Source organism: Streptomyces sp. NBC_00859 (assembly GCF_045161865.1).
Classification (GTDB): domain Bacteria; phylum Actinomycetota; class Actinomycetes; order Streptomycetales; family Streptomycetaceae; genus Streptomyces.
This window is the reverse complement of record NZ_CP108826.1, coordinates 254,225-271,204: the sequence shown is the minus strand read 5'-3', so window position 1 is coordinate 271,204 and position 16,980 is coordinate 254,225. Positions and strand designations below refer to the sequence as shown.

The following is a 16,980-nucleotide window of genomic DNA, read 5'->3' as shown; positions in this document are numbered from 1 at the left end:
TTCGAGACGACGGCGACCAGTTACGCCATTCGAGTGAATTCGGGGGCTGGGGGGTGGACGCCCGGTGGCCGTGTCCCGCCCGCGACTCCGCTGTGTGGCGTTGTGCCGGCCGGGGAATGCGGCGAGCATGAGGCCGGAGGTCGATCTTGCTGAAGACGTGCGCCGCCAGGATGTCCGATGTCGCGGTGCTGCCCCTGCTGGCGGCCGCTGCGGGTGCTGTCGACGCCCTCGCGTTCATCGCTCTCGGTCACGTCTTCGCCGGTGTGATGACCGGCAACCTGATCCTGCTGGCGATCGGACTGGGCAGCGGATCGCCGGGCGATGCGGCCTTTCCGCTGGTCGCCCTGGCGGGATTCGCACTCTCTGTGGTCGTCGCCGGCCGCTTCTGCCGGACGGGCGGCGGTCCCCGTACGAAAAGCGGCGCCACGGGAGCGGCATGGAGCGATGGGGTCTTCGTCTGTCTCGCGGTCGAGGTCACCCTCCTGGCCGCAGTGGGTGTGACCTGGGCGGCCGCAGAAGGCCATCCGGACGGTGATGGCCGCGCCGTGCTGATCGCCGTGCTGTCGGTGGCGATGGGGCTCCAGACAGCCGCGATGTTCGCTGCGGGCCCGAGCGGTGCCCCGACGACGTACTTCACCGGGACCCTCAGCTCCCTGCTCACAGATCCGGCGGGCGGCCGCCCCGCCGCAGTCCGGCTCGCGGCGCTGCTGGCCGGTGCGGTGGGCGCAGCCGCGCTCCGTACCTGGGTGCCGGCCTGGGCGGCGCTGCCGCCGCCGCTGCTCGCCGCCGGAGCCCTGGCGCTCGCCCTGTCGGCGGCGTCCCGTGAACCGGAGCCCTGACGGGCGGACCGGGCGCCGGCACCCGATCCCGATTCGACCATGACGAACGCCCATGACCAGGAGGCGCCATGTGCTGGAGCGCGACGGCCGACGTGGTGGCGGGCTCCGGTATCGCGCTCATCGGCGTCGCCTGCCTCGCACGGGTACGCCGGGCACGGGATCTGCCACTGGCCGCGTTACCGCTGCTCCTCGGAGCCCATCAGGTGATCGAGGCGGCTGTCTGGAACTCCGGAGGAGGCGCCGGCCCGGCCACCACGGCATGGGCTGTGGTCGCGCTGCCCCTGCTGGCCCTCTGGGTCCCCTGCGGAGTACTGCTCGCCGCGCCGCCGGCCGCGCGGCGCAGGCTGCTGATTCCCGTCGTGGCAGGACTCGTCACGGCTTCCGTCCTCGCGCTCTGTATCGCCGGCCGCCCTGTGACCGCCGAAGTCCGCGGCCACACCCTTGGATACGCGGTCGCGCTGCCGCTTCCCGCGCTTGTCATCACCGGGTACTTCCTGGCCACCGTCGGATCGCTGCTGCTCACCCCGGACCCGCTGCTCAGACTCTTCGGCGCGGTCGCCGGTGCGGGTGCTCTGATCTGTTTTCTGCTGTGGAAGCTGGAGTTCGTCTCCACCTGGTGTGCCTTCGCAGCCGTCAGCGCGGTCCTCATGACCGGCTGGGTCGGACGAGGGCCCCGGAGAGGCGCACCCGCAGGCTCCGGCACCCCATGAAGCCGCTGCCGGACGGCGGATGCGGCCTTGGCTCCCGGCCGGGATGCGGACCTGGGGAACTGCGCACACCCTGGAGTGGAGGGGGAACCGCTGCGAGGAGGACGACTCATGTCCATGATGGACAAGCTGAAGCAGATGATGAAGGGCCACGAGAGCCAGGTCGGGAAGGGGGTCGACAAGGCGGGAGACGCCGTCGACAAGAAGACCGGCGACAAGTACAAGAGTCAGGTCGACACCGGCCAGGACCAGCTCAAGAACCGCTTCGGTGGGGACGGAAACGACCAGCCCCGGACCTGACCGCCCCGCGCACATCTCGCTCGCTGCTCATTGCGGCTCCGGCCCCGGGCGGTGAGGTCCGGCTCTCCCGGACCTCACCGCCCGGGGCCGCGGCGCATCAGTCGGCGAGTTCGCCCCTGATGGACGAGACGCTCAGTACGCCCTCGAACTCGGACAGCTCGGCGACGAGCTGATGGACGCTGCCCGTCCCCTCGATGTCCATGTGGACGAAGGCTGTTCCCGCCTCGTCGTGTCTGAGCTCCGTGTCCTCGGGCGCCTTCCCGTCCGCACGGTCCACGCGTACCTGAACGACCTGGAATCCCTTGCTGGTTGCGCGCTCCAGAATCCGGGTGAGGACGCTGGTGCCGATGGTGTACGCGAGATGCAGCCGGGTCTGCTCCGTGGTCGCGATCGAGGGAATGCGGCGCGTCACCCAGGAGTATCCGTGGACCACGAGGAAGTGCACCATGGTCGCGCCGATGGCGAGGAGGGGCAGCCCGCCGCCGCACGCCATGCCGATGGCACAGGTGAGCCAGACCGTGGCCGCCGTGGTCAGCCCCCGAACGGCGTCCCGGCGTACGAAGATCAGCCCGCCACCGATGAATCCGATACCGGAGACGACCTGGGCGGCGACCCGTGACGGGTCGAAGGAGACGTTGTGCAGCGCGAGGACGGCGTTGAACCCGTGCTGCGACACCTCCATGAACAGGGCGCTGCCCACGCCGACCAGCGTGTGGGTGCGCAGCCCGGCGCTCTTCTGCCGGGTGGCCCGTTCGGCACCGATGAGGGTCGACAGGAGAAGGGCCAGGCCGAGTTCGGCGAACTGACGTGCCCCCTGGCCCGCGCCGGGGTCGAACAGGGGCGTGGCTACTGCGTGCAACAGACCCTCCATACCGTGCTGGAACAACAGCTCCGACCCTACGGCCTCACCCGCTGAGGCCCGAGGCCGCCACGACTCCCCGCACGTGCACCAGTATGCGACCGACCTCTTGACAGGTCCAGACCAATCGCGCTTGAGTGCCCTCACCCCACAAGCGGACATCGTTGTCCCGATGGCCGCGCGAAGGAGTGATCACGTGTCACGACGCCTCACGGCTCTGCTCACCGCCCTGGTGGCGGCCATCGGATTCGCTGTCTTCCTGCCGATGACGCCGGCCTCGGCCGCCACCTGCGCCTCCGCCTGGAATTCCTCGTCCGTGTATACGGGAGGACTTGTCGCCTCGTACAACGGGCACAACTGGTCGGCGAAATGGTGGACCCAGAACGAGACCCCCGGCTCCGCCGATGTCTGGTCGGACCAGGGCGCCTGCGGTGACGGCGGCACTGTGCCGCCCGTCGACTCGGACTTCGTCGTCAGCGAGGCGCAGTTCAACCAGATGTTCCCGAACCGGAATTCCTTCTACACCTACAGCGGGCTGACGGCGGCGCTGAGCGCCTACCCCGCCTTCGCGAACACCGGCAGCGACACGGTCAAGAAGCAGGAAGCCGCCGCGTTCCTCGCCAATGTGAGCCACGAGACCGGCGGCCTCGTCTACATCGTTGAGCAGAACACTTCCAACTACCCCCACTACTGCGACACCTCGCAGTCCTACGGATGCCCCGCGGGCACGGCCTCCTACTACGGCAGGGGACCGATCCAGCTCAGCTGGAACTTCAACTACAAGGCGGCGGGTGACGCCCTGGGCATCGACCTGCTCGACAACCCGAGCCTGGTGGAGACCGACGCGGCCGTGGCCTGGAAGACCGGCCTCTGGTACTGGAACACCCAGACCGGCCCGGGGACGATGACCCCGCACAACGCCATGGTCAACGGCGCCGGATTCGGCCAGACCATCCGCAGCATCAACGGCAGCATCGAATGCGACGGGGGCAACCCGGCGCAGGTCCAGAGCCGGATCGACAGCTACCAGCGCTTCGTCCAGATCCTGGGCACCACTGCGGGATCCAACCTGAGTTGCTGAAGGGCAGGCGGCTACCGGGCCGGGAGGCACACAGCGGCCTCCCGGCCCGGTGTCCTGCTGTCAGACAGTCGGCTCGCCCAGTACGTACAGCCCCGGCAGGTTCACCACCACGGCCTCCTGCGTGCTCCGGGCGATGACGACGACCGCCGTCTCGTCAGGGCTGGGATTCTCCTCGCGGTGCGGAACGTAGGGCGGGACGAAGATGTAGTCGCCGGGCGCCGTCCGGATCCGCACCTCCTCGGGCGTACCACCCGCATCGTCGAGGAAGACGAACTCCGGGTGCCCTTCGATGACATGGATAGCCGTCTCCGACGCCCCGTGATGATGGTCGGAGGACGCCGTACCCGGGGCGACGTGCGTCTCTCCCATCCAGATGCGCTCCGATCCGACGGTACGTCCGCTGATCGCGGCGAACCGCGTCATGCCGCCCGTCTGTGCGGTTCCCTCGTCGAGCGAGCCGGCGCGTACGTGGTGCAGCCTGCTGCTCAGCGACGTTGGCTTCCCGCCGCCGGCCTGCTGGGCGAAGTCGGGGTGGAACGCGTCGTGTCCGGCCGTGGGAAGCCCGTTGTCGGCCGGAGGGCGGGGTTGCGAGACCATGGGGTTCCTGCTCGTCGGGGCGGACCGGTTCAAGGCGCCGACGGTAGAGATCCCGGCGAACGGAAGTCAAGATGTGCCTCTTGACGCCCGGTGCGGATCACCGGACGGACCCACCGGAACAGCCGGATCGCCGCCCCGCGGATGCGGAGCGGCGATCAGTGGCTCACCCGGTGAAGGGGCGTACGTCAGGCGACATTCTTGAACGAGGACGCCTGCTGCGGCGGATTGCCGGAGCGGCCACGGGGGGCGCCCGAGGTACGGCGCGCCTGCGCGGGGCGGCTGCGCCGGCCGCGCGCCGACGAGGGGCTGCCCTTGGCCCGGTCCGCGACCGGCGACGAGACGGTGACCGGGATGCCCGAAGGGGCCTGAGCGCCGGTGATGCGGCTCAGCTCGGCCTCCCCGGACCTCACCTGGGCGATGTGCGGGGTGATACCGGCGTCGGCCATCAGACGGCTCATCTCGCGCCGCTGGTTGGGCAGCACCAGCGTCACGACACTGCCGGACTCACCCGCGCGCGCCGTACGCCCGCCGCGGTGCAGATAGTCCTTGTGGTCGCTGGGCGGGTCGACGTTGACCACCAGGTCGAGATTGTCGACGTGGATGCCGCGGGCTGCCACATTGGTGGCCACCAGCACGGTGACATGACCCGTCTTGAACTGTGCGAGCGTCCGGGTGCGCTGCGGCTGTGACTTCCCGCCGTGCAGTGCGGCGGCGCGCACGCCACTGTTCAGCAGGTGCTTGGTCAGCTGGTCCACGGCGTGCTTGGTGTCGAGGAACATGAGCACCCGGCCGTCGCGGGCGGCGATCTCCGTCGTCGTCGCGTACTTGTCGGATCCTTGGATGTGCAGCAGGTGGTGCTCCATCGTGGTCACCGCGCCCGCCGAGGGGTCGACGGAGTGGACCACCGGGTCGTGCAGATAGCGGCGGACCAGCAGGTCGACGTTGCGGTCCAGCGTGGCCGAGAACAGCATGCGCTGTCCGTCGGGGCGGACCTGGTCGAGCAGCTCGGTGACCTGAGGCATGAAGCCCATGTCAGCCATCTGGTCGGCCTCGTCCAGCACCGTGATGCTGACCTGGTCGAGGCGGCAGTCACCGCGCTCGATGAGGTCCTTGAGCCGGCCGGGTGTCGCTACGACGATCTCCGCGCCGCCCCGCAGCGCGCTCGCCTGCCTGCCGATCGACATGCCGCCCACCACTGTGGCGAGCCGCAGCCTCAGCGACCGGGCGTACGGGGTGAGCGCGTCGGTGACCTGCTGGGCAAGTTCGCGGGTGGGCACGAGGACGAGGGCCAGAGGCTGGCGCGGCTGCGCGCGCTGACCGGCGGTACGGACGAGCATGCCCAGGCCGAAGGCGAGGGTCTTGCCCGATCCGGTGCGCCCGCGTCCCAGTACGTCCCGGCCGGCCAGCGAGTTCGGCAGCGTGGCGGACTGGATCGGGAACGGCTCGTTCATCCCCAGACTGGTGAGCATCTTCAGCAGCTCGGGCGGCAGGTCCATATCGGCGAACGTGGCGGCCGGGGGCAGCGCCGGTGTGATCGTGACGGGCAGTGCGAACTCGCCCTGCTGCGCCGGCCTGCGGCTGCGGCCGCCGGAGCGGCTGGGTGCGCCCGAGCGTCCGGAGCCACCTGAGCGGCTCGGCGCCTGGGAGCGGAAGCCACCCCTGCCGGAACCTGCGCCACCACCGGTGCGGGTACGTGAGTAACGGTCGTTCGTACGGGCTGTGCGGTCCATGCGGATCCTCCCTCGATGTGGCACGTATCGAGGAATTCTCGGCAGCACATACAGGGCCGAAGAATCGCAAGAACGAGCCGAAGTAAAGAGCGAAATCAAAGCCGGGCAGGTCGAAGAAAAGCCGGGACGATGAGATCGGAATGCCGGCGACTGCCGAACGGAAGCGGCTGGTGTGCCGGCATGTGGGGCTCAGGCGGGCCCTCGTCCGTCCTCCGGAGCGATGGGCGGTGCACCCCGTCCCTTGCGGGGCATCGGTGCACGCCTGGCGTCAGGCCGCCCCCGGAACGGTAACAGCGAACCGGGGGCGGCCCGAACAAAGCAACGAGCTGGGGCCCGCACCCCAAGGTGCGGGCCCCAGCTGCGTGTCAAGCGTCAGGCGGGAACGATGTTCTCGGCCTGCGGGCCCTTCTGGCCCTGCGTGACGTCGAAGGTCACCTTCTGGCCTTCCTGGAGCTCGCGGAAGCCCTGGGCGGCGATGTTCGAGTAGTGGGCGAAGACGTCAGCGCCGCCACCCTCCTGCTCGATGAAACCGAAACCCTTTTCCGCGTTGAACCACTTAACGGTGCCAGATGCCATGTCAAACTCTCCTTCGGGGCAAAAATGCCCGGAGGCTCGCACTGTGCGAACCCCACGTCGCCGCGATGATTACCACGTCCGGATTGCTCCGAAAATACAAAAGTGCGCTCACCGGCACAGAAAGCCAGTGAGAGCACTTGAAGTCTTTGGGAACCACAACTGCAACTGGTAACGACACTAGCACGGTGAGCGCCGCGATGTGTGGTGGGCTTTCTCTGCGGCCGGCCCGGATCGTGGGAAATCGGCGCATCGGGCCGTTATTCCCGTCGGAGGAATTTAAATATTCACCGTTCGGACGCGGCGTGTCCCTGCGCCGGTCGCCCGGTGGCGGTGGTCTCCACTGCCTCGACCGCTCTGACGAGCGGGGCCAGCTCGGGATCGGCCGCTGCCCGGTCCAGGGCGGCGCGCAGCGCGGCGTCGTTGGTGGGGCGCGCCTCTTCGAGCAGGGCCGATCCGGCGGTGGTGACGTCGGTGTAGATGCCGCGCCGGTCGGTCGGGCAGAGGTACCTGGAGAGCAGTCCCCGGTCTTCCAGCCGGGTGACCAGCCGGGTCGTGGCGGAGTGGCTGAGGACCACGGCGTCGGCGACCTGTTTCATCTGAAGATGACCGCCCTCCCCGTTGTGCTGCCGGTTCAGGACGTCGAGCAGTGAGTACTCGCGCACGCTCAGTCCATGGCCACGCTGGAGCGCGCGCTCGATGTGCGCCTCGATCCTTCCGTGCAGCAGGGAGAGCGCGCACCAGCCCTGGCTCAGGGCGGTCATCGCCGGGTCCGTCGTGGTCATCGGTGCCTCCTCCGACGGAAGCTCTCCGGGGCTGTTGTCGCCCGGAGTGGCTCGCATCCGCCGCGTACACCACTATAGTGCGCCTGCGATTATGCCGCGCCTGCAAGTATCGCTCCGCCTCCATGCGTCGGCGGGGTATGACGACGCATGACGACCTACAACGAGGTGCGCCGACGCGTGCTTCGCCCGGCCGGTGGCCGGACATGAGGCTGGCGGGCGGTGCCTGATGAACGTCACCGGAGTGGCACCGGGGATGGTGGCGGACCTTGCCGTGCCGGGTCACCCCGTCGAACGAACGGCCCTCCAGTGCCGCGAGAGATGTCAGGCCCGCCCGGCGGTGAGGATGTCGGCGAGACCCGGCCCGGCCGGTTCGTCGAGCTGCGCGTACGTACAGCTGTGCGGATCCCGGTCCGGACGCCATCGCCGCCACTGGGTGGTGTGGCGGAACCGCACGCCGTTCTCCATGTGGTCGTACGCCACTTCCAGCACCCGCTCGGGGCGCAGCGGAACCCAGGACAGATCCTTCTTGCCGCTCCAGCGACTCGGCGCTCCCGGCAGCCGCGCCGTCTCGTGAGCCTGCTCCTGCGTCCAGGCCGCCCACGGGTGCGAGTCGGCCGAATCCATCCGCAGCGGCTCCAGCTCGGTGACGAGTTCCGCGCGGCGTTTCATGGAGAACGCCGCACAGACCCCCACGTGCTGGAGAACGCCCTCGCTGTCGTACAGGCCCAGCAGCAGTGACCCGACGACGGGACCGGTCCGGTGGAGGCGGTAGCCCGCCACGACCACGTCGGCCGTGCGTTCGTGCTTGATCTTGTACATCGCGCGTTCGTTGGGCAGATACCGCAAGTCGGGCGGCTTGGCCATCACGCCGTCGAGGCCGGCGCCCTCGAAGGTGTGGAACCACTCGTCAGCCACTGCCGCGTCGGTCGTCGCGGGAGCGATGTGCACCGGCGGCGCGGCCGGGGCCAGCGCCGCCGTCAACCGCTCGCGCCGGACAGCCTGGCCGGTCGCCATGAGTGACTCGTCCCCGAGAGCCAGCAGGTCGAACGCGATGAAGGAGGCGGGGGTCTGTTCGGCGAGCAGCTTCACGCGGGAGGCCGCGGGGTGGATCCGCTCGGTGAGAGCGTCGAAGTCCAGCCGGCCGTCCCGGGTGATGACGATCTCTCCGTCCAGCACGCACCGCGGGGGCAGATTCCGCAGCAGCGATTCCGCCAGTTCGGGGAAGTACCTGGTGAGCGGTTTGCCCGTACGGCTGTGCAACTCGACCTCCGGGCCGTCCCGGAAGACGATCGCGCGGAAACCGTCCCACTTCCCCTCGTACTGCATGCCGGGAGGGATCTTCTTCACGGACTTGGCGAGCATTGGCCTGACAGGCGGCAGAACAGGCAGATCCATACCCCGATTCTGCGGTCGGGTGTCGCGTCCCGCCCGATATGCGAAGTAGTCGCCCCGCGCCTACCGTGACGCGCATGGGTGCAGCAGTGGAGCTGGAAGCAGGGGAGCGGACGGTACGGCTGTCCAGTCCCGACAAGATCTACTTTCCGGAGCGGGGCTTCACGAAGCTCGATCTGGCCCAGTACTACATCGCGGTCGGCGCGGGCATCACCCGTGCGCTGCGGGACCGCCCCACCACGCTGCAGCGCTACCCGGACGGGCTGTCCGGCGAATCCTTCTACCAGAAGCGCGCGCCGAAGAACCTGCCGGACTGGATCCCGACCGGCACTGTCACCTTTCCCAGTGGCCGTACGGCCGACGAGATGTGCCCGACGGAGCCGGCCGCGGTGCTGTGGGCCGCGCAGTTCGCCACCTTCACCTTTCACCCGTGGCCGGTGCGGCGCCAGGATCCGGACCACCCGGACGAGCTGCGGATCGATCTCGATCCCCAGCCGGGCACCGACTTCGACGACGCTGTGCCGGCGGCTTGTGAACTGCGCGCCGTACTGGACGATTTCGGTGGGATGCGCGGCTGGCCCAAGACGTCCGGCGGCCGCGGGCTCCATGTCTTCGTACCCATCGAGCCGCGGTGGACCTTCACCGAGGTACGCAGGGCCGCCATCGCCTGCGGCCGCGAACTGGAGCGCCGGATGCCGGAACGGGTGACCACGGCCTGGTGGAAGGAGGAGCGGGGCGAACGGATCTTCGTCGACTTCAACCAGACGGCCCGCGACCGCACGATCGCCTCCGCCTACTCGGTCCGCCCGCACCCCCGCGCGCAGGTGTCGGCGCCGCTGCGCTGGGACGAGGTCGGCAGCGTGCACCCCGCCGACTTCGACATCGCCTCCATGCGGGACCGGTACGCCGACCTCGGCGACGTGCACGCGGACATGGACGACCACCGCTTCAGTCTCGACGCCCTGCTCGAACTGGCCGACAGGGACGAGCGGGACCGCGGTCTGGGCGACCTCCCGTATCCGCCCGAATACCCGAAGATGCCGGGGGAGCCCAAGCGCGTGCAGCCGAGCCGTGCCAAGCACGGCTCGGAGCACGACGCGTAACCGGGATACGTCCCCGGCGGTGGCCCGGCGGGGTGGCGCGTCAGCCGCGGGCGTTCATTGAAGCGGTGTGCTCGCGCACCTGTTCCGGCGTGAGATACGAGTCCGTGTACTCGAAGTCCCGCAGGGTGGCGGGCTTCTGCGACTGGAAGCCGGTGCGTACGAAGTCGTCGCCGGCGATGGCGTTGATCATCCAGTTGGTCATCACCCGGGTCTTGGCCACATTGGTGCGCAGCGCGGACCAGTGGTAGCCGCGGGCCACGGCCTGCGCCGACAGGCCGCGAAGTTCGATCCCGAGCGGCTTGGAGACCGCGTCCCTTCCGCCGAGGTCGACCACGAGCCCCAGGTCCTTGTGGACGTACGGCTGGAGCGGCTGGTGGCGCAGCGACGCCACGATGTTGTCCGCGAGCTTCCGGCCCTGTCGCATGGAGTGCTGTGCGGTGGGCGGGCAGACCGCCCCGTCGCCCTTGGCGAGGTCCGGTACGGCGGCGGCGTCGCCGAGCGCGAAGACCCCGTCGAGACCCGGCACCGTCATCTCGGGTGTCACCGCGAGGCGCCCGCGCACCGTCTCCGCACCCAGAGTGGCGATCAGGGGGCTCGCCGCGACACCGGCCGTCCAGATGAGCGTGCGGCAGGGGAGGACCCGGCCGTCGGTGAACGTCACCTTGTCGGCCCCGGCCTCTGCGATCGACACCCCGAGCGAGACCTCGATGCCGCGTCCGCGCAGGATCTCCAGCGCGCTGCGGCCGAGCTTGTCCCCCAGCTCGGGCATCAGCTTGGGCGCGATGTCGATCAGATGCCACTTGATCAGCTTCGGGTCGATGTGCGGATAGTGCCTGACGGCGTTCGTGGTGAGGCGCTGCAGGCACGCGGCTGTCTCGGTGCCGGCGTAGCCGCCGCCCACCACCACGAACTGGAGCCTGGAGATCCGCTCGTCCTCGTCCTGACTGGCGTCCGCCAGGTCGAGCTGGGCGATCACATGGTCGCGGATGTACGCGGCCTCCGCGAGCGTCTTCATTCCGCGCGCGTTGTCGGTGAGACCGGGGATGTCGAACGTGCGCGTGATGCTGCCCGGTGAGAGCACGATCTGGTCGTAGCGCTCGTTGACGATCTCGCCGGTGATCTTGCGGACGACGCAGACCTTTGCCTTGGTGTCGACACCGATGGCCCCGCCAGGAATGATCCGGGTGCGGTGTTTCTGGCTTCGGCGCAGTGAGACGGCGACCGACTGCGGTGTGAGCACGCCGGACGCGACCTGCGGCAGCAGTGGCAGATAGAGCTGGTAGGAGAAGGGCGCGACGAGCGCGATCTCCGCCTCTCCCACGGAGAGCTTCCGCTCCAGGCGGCGTACGCACTCCACTCCGGCGAAGCCGGCGCCCACTACGAGAATCCTGGGTCGTCCCACGGTGTTCGTCCCTTCTCAGGTCTGCACGGTCGTCCCCTCCCGCCTGCCCCGTGGGACGGGTGACGCCACGTGTGAATCGCGGCCCGACCGCTGCCTGGCACATTCCATCTTCGCGGGCCGGAGGGGAGTCCGCCTGCTGAACCCCACGGAAGGGTCCCGCCGGGGGTGCCCAGGGTGCGCGGCCGGGGCGTCCGCCGGGCCCCGTTCGACCCCTCGGTGACCGCGCGTCGCATGAACCGCGCCGGCCGGGTGCCGCCCCGGCGGTTCCTGCCTGACGTCCGGAGTACCGGGCCTCTAGAGTGGCGTGTATGGGGGATTCGCGGCCGGCATCGGCGTTCCATTCGCAGAACATCACACCTTCGGCCACCGATCGGCTGGTCGGGGCGCTGGACGCGCAGGCGGCGAGTGCGGGCGTGCGCCGGCTGCGGGACTGGGCGCACCGGGCGCTGACTGCCCGCCCCGGCGAGTTCGCGCTCGATATCGGGGCCGGGACGGGCTCCGAGACCCAGGTGCTCGCCTCTGCGGTGGCCGGGGGAGCGGCGACCGGGGTGGAGCCGAACCCCGGCCTGCGCGCGGTTGCCGAGCAGCGTGCGGCGCAAGCGCGGAGCAGTGCGCGTTTCGTGCCGGGTGACGCATGTGCGCTTCCCGTGGAGGACGCCGCAACCGATGTCGTCTGGTGCGAGCGAGTGTTCCAGCACCTCGACGAACCGGACAGGGCGGCAGCGGAGATCGCTCGCGTGCTGCGGCCAGGGGGCCGGGTCGCCCTCCTCGACACCGACTGGGCCACCACGCTCCTGCACCCCGGGAACGCGGAGGTCGTGGCGATCCTCACCGGCGGCGCTCTGTCGATGGCGGCCAATCCGCATGCGGGGCGCAAGCTGGCCGGCCAACTGGCCGCCGCGGGGCTGGAGATCGACGACCTCGGCTCGCAGGCGCTCATCCAGGACCACCGCAAGGTCAACTGGCCCCTCGTCCGGATGCTCGGGGACTCGGGCGTGAAGCGCGAACTGATCACTGAGCAGCAGCGGGACCAGCTGTACGCGGACCTCACGGCCGCCGCGGAGCGCAGTGCACTCCACATGTCGGTCACCATATTCGGCGTCATCGCCCACCGGCCCGTCTGAGCAGACCGCCAGGGCTTCCGCGGGTCCCGGACCGGCGGGCGCTCCATCGCGTCCGTACCGCGGTGATCCGTCATCGTGCCGGTGAAGGCGGCGAGTTGGGGAGGCGGTCCCGTGCGCCGGTATCGTGCGGATCCATGAAGACCGACACGGACACCGCGAGGGACGGCTCACAGGCCTCTGCCGGTGGGTATCGCCGTATGCCCGGTGAGACGGTGGCCCGTACCGTCAGCGACGTACTCCAGCCACGCAACGTCCTGCTGGCCGGAATGCCCGGTATCGGTATTGCTGCGGCAGGGGACTGGACCGGCGTCCCCTGGGGCGTGCTCGGCGCCGTGTGTGCGGGCCTGGTGCCGGCGGCGTTCATCGAGTGGGAGCGCCGGCGCGGCACCTGGGGCGACCGCCATGTGGTCGACCGGAGGCAGCGCGCCCCGATCTTCCTCGTCATCCTCGGCTCGGTCGGGACCGGCGCCGCACTGATGATCGCGGGCGGTGCGCCGCGGGGCGTCCTGCTGGCCATGCTCGCCCTGTGGGCGATGACCGTCGTCCTGCTGGCGGTCAACACCGTATGGAAGATCAGCGTGGACGCGGCGGTGTCGTCGGCGGTCGTCGCGATGCTGGCTGCCGTTCACACGCCGTGGTGGGCCGCCGGATACGCTCTGGTGGCCGTGGTCTGCTGGTCCCGTGTCGTGCTCGCCTACCACTCCGTCGCGCAGACGGTCGCCGGCGCCTCGCTCGGTGCGGCGACGGCCGCCGTACTCACCCTGGCCCCATGACCTGGCCTAATGAGGGGGTTCTTGCACTGTGCCCGCCCGCGTCGGGTGGTCAGGCACCGCGGCTCGCGGCGTCGCCGAGAGCCCAGGCAGCTCCTCCCCCAAGGCCTTGAGGACCAGGGGGACCCCCATCCTGGACTCTCCGGCGTCCTGCGGTGCACAGCACCTGGGCGGGCGACCTCATCGGACGCCCAACAGTGCAAGGACCCCTCACCGGTTCGCGCGGGTTCCGGGGACTCGTACGGATTCGGCGTACGGCGTGTGCGGCCCGAACTCCCCGCCCCGGGAACCGTTTTGGAGATATGGGGGCAGGCTCCGTACCATCCGGTGATGATCATGAGAAAACGGCTGGCGACCGGAGTGTGCGCACTTCTGGCCGCCTTGGTCGTCGGAACCTTCCCCACCGGCGCCGCCGCTGCCGACGAACCGTCCGGAAAACCTTCACCCAAGGTCGAGTTGGTGCTCGACGTCAGCGGGTCGATGCGGACGCGTGACATCGACGGCGGCTCGCGGATGACCGCGGCGAAGCAGGCCTTCAACGAAGTGCTCGACGGGGTGCCCGCGCAAGTGCAGCTGGGCATACGCACGCTGGGGGCCGACTACCCCGGCGACGACAGGAAGACCGGGTGCAAGGACACCCGGCAGCTCTACCCGGTCGGAGAACTCGACCGGACCGAGGCCAAGACGGCGGTGGCCACGCTCGCGCCCACCGGCTGGACACCGATCGGACCCGCCCTCCAGGCCGCGGCACGGGATCTCAAGGGCGGCGAGGCCACCCGCCGTATCGTGCTCATCAGCGACGGCGAGGACACCTGCGCGCCGCTGGACCCGTGTGTGGTGGCACGTGACATCGCGGCCCAGGGCATCCACCTCGTGATCGACACACTGGGCCTGGTGCCCGACGCCAAGACCCGCAAGCAGCTGACCTGCATCGCCGAGGCCACCGGCGGAACGTACACCTCCGTACGCCACACCAATGAACTCTCCGGCCGCGTCACACAGTTGGTGGACCGCGCGGCGGACCCGGTCGCCACACCCGTGGCCACCGAGGGGGCGGACACCTGTACGAACGCCCCCCAGCTGAAGGCCGGGCTCTACAGCGACCGGGAAAGGTTCGCCGAGCACCGCTGGTACCGGGTGGACGTCCGCCCCGGCCAGGAGCTGCGCGCCTCCGTCAGCGTCGCCGCCGACCGGGCCGTCAACAACGACTACGGTGTACTGCTCCGGGCGCTGACCGTCCACGGGCGGGAGATCGTGCGGGGGCAGGAATCGGGCACCGGGCGCACCGACGCCATCTCCACCGGCCTGCGTTACCCGAAGCCGTCCGTCGATCCGGACGACGCACAGAGCGCTGCGGAGACGGTCTGCCTCCAGGTCAGCAACTCCTTCTCGGCGCCGGCGTCGGTCAAGTCCACGCCCGGTCTGCCCGTCGAACTGAACATCGCCGTCGTGGATGCCCCCGACGACGCCTCCGACGTGGCCGCCTTCGGGCTCGGCCGGGGCTGGTGGCTGCTCGGTGTCCTCGCGCTCACCGGCCTGGTCTCGGGTGTGCTGTGGGGCTGGATCTCACGCTTGCGTCTTGCCGGGAGGAACAGCTGATGCGTATCGCCCGGACACTCTCACTGGCCGCGCTCTCCGGTCTGGCTCTCATCGGCGGGGCGGGCGCCGCCGCCGCCGACTCGGAGTCCCCTTCCCCCTCGTCGTCCTCCTCGCCGGACGGCGGGGGCGCCCCCTCCCAGGCCGGCACGTCATTCCGTACGGCGACGGCCGTCCGGCAGGGGCAGCACGCCACCGCGAGCGCCTCGACAGGCGACTACCTGTACTGGGTCTTCCCCGCCGACGCGGGCCAGTCGGCCACGGTCGACGCCACGGTGAAACTGCCGGAATCGGTGCGCCACGGCGCCTCGACCTGGCAGCTCGACGTCTACGACGGGCTGCGCAGGCGGCAGTCGTGCCGTTACGGCAGCCAGACCCGGGTGGCGCCGGACGATGCCGCATCCGTCACCATGACCTGCCATCTGCGTACGGTCCGGTCCTGGGCGGAACCCTGGGCCAACGACCCGCTGCCGGGCAGCTACTACATCCGGCTTACGGTCCTCGACCTTCCTCAGGAGGACCTCGGGCTGCCGGTGCAGGCCGATGTGGTGGCCACATCGTCCGACGGCGGCGGATCACACGCCGTGGGCGGTTCGCTCTCCGCGCCGCTGACCGCTGTCACAGCGCCCGACGCTTCACCGTCCGCGACATCCCCCTCGGACGACGCCGGTGCGCCGGACACACCGACGCCTGCGGGTACCGCTGCCGAACCGGAGGACGGCTGGTCGTCCGGCTGGTGGTCCGACCGCTGGATCTGGACGGTGGGCGGCGGAGTCCTCGGCGCGCTCGCAGGTGTCGCCGGATACTCGATGGCCCGCGGCCCCGGACGTTCCTACCGGCGTCCGCCGGTGGCCTGAGCCCGCTGCGGCCCCTGCCCGGTGCAGCCGCACCGGGCAGGGGCCGCAGCGGCGGTGTGTCAGCCGGAGCGTCGGGCGAGCCCGGTCAGCACGGTGACGGCCTCCTCGGCCCGGTCCAGCGGCACAAACAGGTGGTCGTGATGGAAACCCGCCACCACATTGCAGCTCAGCCCGTACTCGGCGAGTTCCCGGGCCACAGCTGCGGTCAGCCCGACAGCCTCCAGAGCCGAGTGGACGCGCAGGGTGATCCAGCCCGCCGCGTAGTCGTACGCCAGTCCAGCGGCGTCGGCGTCCTTCTGAGCGACGACGAGAGTGAGACCCTCCCGCTCCCGGACCGTGACAACTGGGTCCAGTCCCGGAGGGACAGGTGCCGACGGAGCGACAGTCGTGAAGACGTAGCAGCCCGGATTGAGTTCCGGGCGCATACCACTCAGCAGTTTCCGCAGGTCCTTCTCGCCACTCATGCGCGTCAGGTTACGGGGACGGCCGGCCCCCGGCAGCGGCTGGGGCTTCAGTGCCAGACACCTATTCGGGCCATGCGGAGTTCTGGATGATGTCCACGAAGTCCTGCCGGGTGAAGCCCGGCACGAAGTGGGCGAGCACATCGTCGTTCATGGTGCCGAAGGTGGTGTCGGGGCGGTTCTTCATCCCGTCGGTGAAGGCCTTCAGGATGCGCCGCTTGAAGTCGGGCCGCTGGTGGGCGTCGGTGACTGCCGCGATCTGCCCTGGGGCGATCTCGTCGAGGCCAAGACCGAGGACGTCCGTCTCCACGCCCGCAGTGACAAGAGCGATCTCCGGGTCGAGGTGCTCGGGGATCCCAGGTGTGGTGTGCAGGGCGATGGAGAGCCACACCGCGCGTGCCTCCGTCTCGCTGCGGCCGTGTTCCAGCAGGAAGTCCCGGGCGAGATCGGCCCCGTCCACCTCGAACCGCTGATCGGTACGCCGGTAGCGCTCGGTCAGCCCCAGGTCGTGGAACATCGACCCCACATAGAGCAGCTCGGGGTCCGGTGAGAGCCCCCGCTGCATCCCCTTGAGGGAGCCGAAGAGGAACACTCGCCGCGAGTGGTCGAAAAGCAGCGGACCGGCGGCCTCGCGGACCAGCTCGGTGGCCTCCTGGGCCAGTGCGGTGTCGGGGATGGTGATCCCCGCGATCGTCTCGGTCATCGTGGTCTCCGTCGGTGTCGGCCGCTTGCTTCGGTACCTATAGCGTGGGGCCGGCCAGGGGTGTCGTGCTCCCCGAGGCCGGCCACACTCCACACGAATCC

Annotated in this window: 18 protein-coding genes; 9 read left to right on the top strand and 9 right to left on the bottom strand. The window is 69.9% G+C overall.

The genetic code is table 11. The features are described 5' to 3' along the window. The first annotated feature begins 146 nt into the window (after window positions 1–146). The 3 genes from OG584_RS01245 to OG584_RS01235 all read left to right on the top strand — a co-directional run bounded on the left by OG584_RS01245 (window position 147) and on the right by OG584_RS01235 (window position 1,846). On the top strand, window positions 147–839 hold the full coding sequence (locus OG584_RS01245) for a YoaK family protein (RefSeq protein WP_405774067.1): 693 nt from the start codon (window positions 147–149) through the stop codon (window positions 837–839). Between the two features lie 68 nt (window positions 840–907). Beyond that, window positions 908–1,549: a DUF6629 family protein gene (locus OG584_RS01240; RefSeq protein ID WP_405774065.1), complete on the top strand. Its 642-nt coding sequence runs from the start codon at window positions 908–910 to the stop codon at window positions 1,547–1,549. A 108-nt stretch (window positions 1,550–1,657) separates the two neighbouring features. Next, window positions 1,658–1,846 (top strand): antitoxin, encoded by a 189-nt coding sequence (locus OG584_RS01235; protein WP_405774063.1) that lies wholly within the window; start codon window positions 1,658–1,660, stop codon window positions 1,844–1,846. A 97-nt stretch (window positions 1,847–1,943) separates the two neighbouring features. Here OG584_RS01235 and OG584_RS01230 read toward each other — a convergent pair whose 3' ends face one another. Beyond that, a complete protein-coding gene (locus OG584_RS01230; RefSeq protein ID WP_405774061.1) occupies window positions 1,944–2,705 on the bottom strand; it encodes an MgtC/SapB family protein in 762 nt (253 codons plus the stop codon). A gap of 196 nt (window positions 2,706–2,901) precedes the next feature. On the opposite strand from OG584_RS01230, the gene OG584_RS01225 reads away from it, so the two are divergent. Then, window positions 2,902–3,786: a glycoside hydrolase family 19 protein gene (locus OG584_RS01225; RefSeq protein ID WP_405774058.1), complete on the top strand. Its 885-nt coding sequence runs from the start codon at window positions 2,902–2,904 to the stop codon at window positions 3,784–3,786. Between the two features lie 60 nt (window positions 3,787–3,846). Here the strand turns inward: OG584_RS01225 and OG584_RS01220 are convergent, their stop codons facing one another. From OG584_RS01220 to OG584_RS01200, 5 genes are all read right to left on the bottom strand, one after another. Beyond that, entirely contained in the window at window positions 3,847–4,383 is a 537-nt protein-coding gene (locus OG584_RS01220) for a cupin domain-containing protein (RefSeq protein WP_405774055.1), read from the bottom strand. A 185-nt stretch (window positions 4,384–4,568) separates the two neighbouring features. Then, entirely contained in the window at window positions 4,569–6,113 is a 1,545-nt protein-coding gene (locus tag OG584_RS01215) for a DEAD/DEAH box helicase (protein ID WP_405774053.1), read from the bottom strand. Window positions 6,114–6,485: 372 nt separating this feature from the next. Continuing rightward, window positions 6,486–6,689 carry a cold-shock protein gene (locus OG584_RS01210; RefSeq protein WP_164265153.1) on the bottom strand — a complete coding sequence of 68 codons (204 nt, stop codon included), beginning with the start codon at window positions 6,687–6,689 and terminating at the stop codon, window positions 6,486–6,488. Between the two features lie 284 nt (window positions 6,690–6,973). Further along, entirely contained in the window at window positions 6,974–7,471 is a 498-nt protein-coding gene (locus OG584_RS01205) for a MarR family winged helix-turn-helix transcriptional regulator (protein ID WP_405774051.1), read from the bottom strand. Between the two features lie 321 nt (window positions 7,472–7,792). Then, complete coding sequence (locus tag OG584_RS01200; RefSeq protein ID WP_405774049.1) at window positions 7,793–8,866, bottom strand: ATP-dependent DNA ligase; 1,074 nt, start codon at window positions 8,864–8,866, stop codon at window positions 7,793–7,795. 74 nt (window positions 8,867–8,940) lie between these two features. Between OG584_RS01200 and ligD the strand changes: the two genes are divergently transcribed. After that, window positions 8,941–9,966, top strand: coding sequence for a non-homologous end-joining DNA ligase (gene ligD / locus OG584_RS01195; RefSeq protein WP_405774047.1), 1,026 nt, complete (start codon window positions 8,941–8,943; stop codon window positions 9,964–9,966). A 40-nt stretch (window positions 9,967–10,006) separates the two neighbouring features. Here ligD and OG584_RS01190 read toward each other — a convergent pair whose 3' ends face one another. After that, on the bottom strand, window positions 10,007–11,368 hold the full coding sequence (locus OG584_RS01190) for an NAD(P)/FAD-dependent oxidoreductase (RefSeq protein WP_405774045.1): 1,362 nt from the start codon (window positions 11,366–11,368) through the stop codon (window positions 10,007–10,009). Window positions 11,369–11,676: 308 nt separating this feature from the next. Between OG584_RS01190 and OG584_RS01185 the strand changes: the two genes are divergently transcribed. From OG584_RS01185 to OG584_RS01170, 4 genes are all read left to right on the top strand, one after another. Beyond that, a complete protein-coding gene (locus OG584_RS01185; protein ID WP_405774043.1) occupies window positions 11,677–12,492 on the top strand; it encodes a methyltransferase domain-containing protein in 816 nt (271 codons plus the stop codon). Between the two features lie 197 nt (window positions 12,493–12,689). Next, complete coding sequence (locus tag OG584_RS01180) at window positions 12,690–13,265, top strand: hypothetical protein (RefSeq protein WP_405783807.1); 576 nt, start codon at window positions 12,690–12,692, stop codon at window positions 13,263–13,265. 327 nt (window positions 13,266–13,592) lie between these two features. After that, entirely contained in the window at window positions 13,593–14,861 is a 1,269-nt protein-coding gene (locus OG584_RS01175) for a VWA domain-containing protein (protein WP_405774041.1), read from the top strand. Next, window positions 14,861–15,715 (top strand): hypothetical protein, encoded by an 855-nt coding sequence (locus OG584_RS01170; protein WP_405774039.1) that lies wholly within the window; start codon window positions 14,861–14,863, stop codon window positions 15,713–15,715. Before OG584_RS01175 ends, OG584_RS01170 begins: the two co-directional genes overlap by 1 nt. A gap of 59 nt (window positions 15,716–15,774) precedes the next feature. Here OG584_RS01170 and OG584_RS01165 read toward each other — a convergent pair whose 3' ends face one another. Continuing rightward, entirely contained in the window at window positions 15,775–16,179 is a 405-nt protein-coding gene (locus OG584_RS01165) for an ACT domain-containing protein (RefSeq protein ID WP_405774037.1), read from the bottom strand. A 61-nt stretch (window positions 16,180–16,240) separates the two neighbouring features. Then, entirely contained in the window at window positions 16,241–16,879 is a 639-nt protein-coding gene (locus OG584_RS01160; protein WP_405774035.1) for an HD domain-containing protein, read from the bottom strand. Between the last annotated feature and the right edge of the window lie 101 nt (window positions 16,880–16,980).